Annotated in this window: 5 protein-coding genes and 1 pseudogene; all 6 read right to left on the bottom strand. The window is 54.3% G+C overall.

Features of this window, described 5'->3' with window-relative positions; translation table 11 throughout:
- Positions 1-49: 49 nt before the first annotated feature.
- Positions 50-229 (bottom strand): hypothetical protein, encoded by a 180-nt coding sequence (locus AC5JJ6_RS00935; RefSeq protein ID WP_496040237.1) that lies wholly within the window; start codon positions 227-229, stop codon positions 50-52.
- Positions 226-471: a transposase gene (locus AC5JJ6_RS00940; RefSeq protein WP_496040238.1), complete on the bottom strand. Its 246-nt coding sequence runs from the start codon at positions 469-471 to the stop codon at positions 226-228. Before AC5JJ6_RS00940 ends, AC5JJ6_RS00935 begins: the two co-directional genes overlap by 4 nt.
- Positions 471-656 carry a transposase gene (locus AC5JJ6_RS00945; RefSeq protein WP_496040239.1) on the bottom strand — a complete coding sequence of 62 codons (186 nt, stop codon included), beginning with the start codon at positions 654-656 and terminating at the stop codon, positions 471-473. Before AC5JJ6_RS00945 ends, AC5JJ6_RS00940 begins: the two co-directional genes overlap by 1 nt.
- A gap of 177 nt (positions 657-833) precedes the next feature.
- Positions 834-1,046, bottom strand: a pseudogene (locus AC5JJ6_RS00950) (transposase); the annotation flags it as partial.
- Between the two features lie 311 nt (positions 1,047-1,357).
- Positions 1,358-2,905: an MBOAT family O-acyltransferase gene (locus tag AC5JJ6_RS00955; protein ID WP_496040240.1), complete on the bottom strand. Its 1,548-nt coding sequence runs from the start codon at positions 2,903-2,905 to the stop codon at positions 1,358-1,360.
- A gap of 8 nt (positions 2,906-2,913) precedes the next feature.
- Positions 2,914-3,951, bottom strand: coding sequence for a hypothetical protein (locus AC5JJ6_RS00960; RefSeq protein WP_496040241.1), 1,038 nt, complete (start codon positions 3,949-3,951; stop codon positions 2,914-2,916).
- Positions 3,952-4,357: the final 406 nt, after the last annotated feature.

The raw sequence follows: 4,357 nt of genomic DNA on the forward strand, positions 1-4,357 counted from the left end.
CGGCAACGGCAGCACGGGAAGTGCGGGAGAACCAGCATTCATCCAGCCGCTACAGGATCAGCTTCGCGGCCTCGCGCCGGGCCGTCCTGGCCACCCGCAGGTAGGACTGGCGCAGCCGGATGCCGTGCCGCCGGGCCAGCCGCGCCAGGATCTCAATGCCACGCTGCAGCAGCTTGCCGTCGGTGGGGCGCGTCACCGCCTTGGGCTGGACCGTGGTGTCGATGGTCACCCGTCGCAGGTGCTTCTCCTCCATCGCGCCGCCGCGGCCAAGCTCTCGGCCAGCAGCAGTTCCAGCCGCTCGGGCCCGATGCGCTGGCGCCAGCGCGTCAGCGACGAGCGGTCCAACGGCAGGGCATGCTGGAAGTGGGTCTCGCCGCAGAACAGCTGCGCGTACGGGCTGTCGAGATAGCGCGCGCAGACCGCCTCGTCCGACAACCCGTCTATGTGCTTGAGCAGGTGCAGGCCGACCATCAGCCGTGTGTCGGCAGCCCCGGACGACCGCCATCGGTGTAGAGGGCTCCAAACTCCGCCTCGAACCGGCTCCAGGCGATCAGCCCCGCCAGCCGCACCAGCGAATGCCGCGGGTCCACCAGGTTCTCCAGCCGGGCGCGGAAAGGGTCATCCTGCGGCTCGGCCTTGGGTTGCTTGGGACGCATCGGCGGGCTCCCGGCCAGGGTGTCCGCCGAGCGGGTCACACGCTGCATTTCGCCGCAACTGGCAGAATGATTTGCAAGATTTTGGCCGCATTCGCTGCCAAGCCCACAAACTCGGATATTTCCCGAGTGCAGGAAATCCGCAGCAAGCTGCGCTTCTCAGCCCATTTCACGGCTGACTAGGTCCTTCGGCAGCGCCGCCCACTGGCAGCCGGTGGAGAGGATGTACAGCACCCCGTTCAGCACCGCGCGCTCATCCACCGTCCGCTTGTTATCGCCACGCTTCGCCAGCGGAATCAGCGGGCCGGTGATGGACCATTCCTCGCCGGTCAGACCACTCGGGTAGCGCAGCTTGCTGCGGTCGTATTTCGGCCGGTTCTCGGGCGTCCACATAAACGCTCTTCCTTTCTTCCCGCACCCGCCGCCAAGAGCCAATCCAACCGATTCCGATCGTTCGGTATGTTCCCGGACGGACACTTAGCACCAGCGGGGCTCTGACGATTATAGGAGCATCAAGGTCGCTTGGTGCCGCAAACAGCGACTAACCTTCGCCGACACTCTCGCCGCGGTACGACGCGACATATGGAGCGCGCAACGTTTGGCCGTATCCCAGCAGACAGCCGAAAGCACGAAACTTCCGCCAGCCCTCCTCAAAGGCATCGCTTGTGCCCTCTGCCATGCCGTACGGTGGGCCAAACTCGAGCTTAAAACTGAAAATAGACAAACTCCTTAACATCAGCCATCAATGCAAAGGCAAGCAGGAACATTACAGCGACGCAGAGCGCACTCGCAGGTGTTGGGCGAAATCGCAATCTATCCCAATGCTGCGGCTCGTCCGGGTGTTCCGCCCGCCCCTCTACAAACTGCTGTGAATTCGGCATTGCTAAAATCAGATAGCACCCGAAAATGAGCGCGCAGAAAGCAGTGGCATAATGGAACATCAATGTTCCCCCGATCTGTTCGCGCACACCAGATATGCCACTAAAAACCAATACATCAAATAAATTCCAAATATCCGGCCTTGCCGAACCATTGATGCCAATCATACCACTGAGTACTGAAAAAGCAGCGTTGAAGTTGGGTGCAGCAAAAAACACCCAAGCCACCATAACTGATAGCAACGTTACAGCCTGCGCTAAAGGTGCCCCAAGCCGCGGACGACTGCCGGTAGCCGCTTCAGTTCGCATTACGAAGTGGTTCCATGCATGATTGACAAGCAGAAAGAAGCCATGCAGTGCGCCCCAAACTACAAACGTCCAGGCAGCGCCATGCCATAGGCCGCCGAGCAGCATTGTCGTTACTAAATTGATGTGACGCCGCCATGGCCCGCGTCGGCTTCCGCCAAGCGGGATATATAGGTAGTCTCGCAAGAAACGCGACAAGGTCATATGCCAACGCCGCCAAAAATCTATAATCGAAACTGCTTTGTATGGTGAGTTGAAGTTGTAAGGAAGTCGGATGCCAAACATGCGGGCTAAACCGACCGCCATGTCGGAATAAGCTGAAAAATCAAAATAAAGTCCAACAGAAAAAGCGAGAGTTGCTAGCCACGCCTCTAAAAATCCAGGAGCGTCGATTTCCGCGCTGCGGAAGATTGGAGCTCCCAACTGGCCTACAGGATCAGCAATGATCAATTTTTTTAATAAACCCATCACGAAGAAAACAACACCATGGACAAAATTTGACTCTCGAAAGCGATAGGTTACACGCCGAGCAAACTGCGGCATCAGTTCGTAATGATGAACGATCGGTCCTGCGATCAATTGTGGGAAAAAACTGACGAATAATAGATAATCCGTAAGTGCATACTGCTTTGCTCTGCCGCGCTGCACATCAACAATGTAAGCAATTTGCTGGAAGGTGTGAAACGAAATAGCGAGAGGGAGAACGACACCCTCAAGGGCAAATTCTAGACCCACGAGTTCTGCCAAACTGCCTGCGACGAACGTCGCGTATTTGAAGTATCCCAACAATGCGAGATTGAGCGCGACTCCCACTATCAGCAATGCATGGGAATGCGCGACATTGCGCTGCTTTGCGATCTGAATTAGCCGGCCAAGGGCCCAGTTGAAAATCATAGTTAGCAGCAACAAGGCCAAATAGCTCCAGCTCCACCAGCCATAAAATGTCAGAGAAGCCGCTAAAAGCCATAATCTCGCCGCGCTGGGAGATGGCAAGCGGCCTAGTGAATAATATACTATCAACGTCACAGGCAAAAATACCAGAACAAATATATAGGAATTGAACAGCATAGGTTTCCTCATTCTGTCGGATTCGTTGCGGTCTTACGGTCGGCCATGGCATCCGCAATAAATTCTGAGTAAATTGTGTGATGCGGATATATAATATGCACAGGATCAGCGAAAAATGAGTTGTCCCATTGCAGCTTTCGCCCATCGATAAATAGGCTACTTTGGCTTTTAAGAGAGGCTGCCATTCTCTTTGTCCAAGTCTCAATGATGCTGCCATCGGCATCGAACATGGCGGCCCACTCCGGCATGACGGGAACTGTTGCAACAATAAGATTGGCTCCTCGTCCCATTACCGTTGTTTCCAAGGCAGTTAAGCCTGCAAAACAACGCTGATCGATGACTGGAGCTGGGCGCCACGGATGCGCGCGAATAAGAACGCTCGATCCATACTGATCCACGAATGGTGCCGGATCGGCCTCCGCTAATTCAGGCGCTTTTTGCCTTGAAATCTGCCACTGTTTGATAGCCTCCCGTGCAAGATAGAGCGGGCGGAAACCGGTAATATATGGAATCCAACTAGGTGCCAATTCAGACAAGACGGCGGTAGCAAGCCGCATGTCGAAAATTGCATTCTGTTCTGGTGCGCACACTTCAAAGTCGCGTGGCGCAACGACAACAATAACAGTTTGTACGAGAGGCATACGCTGCAACATGAAGCCAGCGAAATAGTTTGTTTGATCAATATGCAAATAACAAGGCGCAATGTTGTACGCGCTGGTCGCAGGAAAACGATGCTCAAAGACTGACATATCAAGATTACGCCAAGTCGCTGAAGACCCGATTGCCACAAGCGTGCGATCCTCTAGCCGTCGACCGCGCAATTCTACAAGTTTACTATCGATACAACTAGTTGCGGTTAATGGCGGTGGAGGCAGCAATCCATACTTCGCTAGCATCAAATGCAACAGGACAAAGGTTAAGAAGCCTCCTAAGACGGTAAGTAGGAAAATAACTAGAAAACGTCGTTCATTAATTTTCCTTCCTCCCTTTTTGTTATAGAAGGCATTTTCATTTGGACTATGCACCAAAGAGCGCTGATTGATCACTTGTCGCTACCTTTCCCAGATTCGCTCAGAAATAGTCGCCTGCACCTGAAACAAGTGACCTGTCACGGCCAGAACCATGATGCAGTGCGGGTTATTCGACTTCGAAGCCGGCGACGAGGCTTGAGGCTAAACTCCGAGGAAACTTGTATGGGGCGTTTTAGGTCAAGTGTCTGTCCTTTCGCATCTCCCGCCTTTCGGCTGCAGCTTTGGGACCAAGGCATCCGGTTGTCGAGGACTGTCTGAGGGGTTCTGTTGCGAAGTTTGCGGCGGATTGCGAATAGCCGCAACAGGTGTCAAACGACATCAGGAACTCAGCCATCGGCGACATTGAAAACCCAGCCACCTCGGTCATGCTAGAGCAGTTTTCGATCGGTCTGCATCGTAACCTGCGGCGGCGAAGTAGTTG

It is taken from the genome of Skermanella sp. (assembly GCF_059503625.1).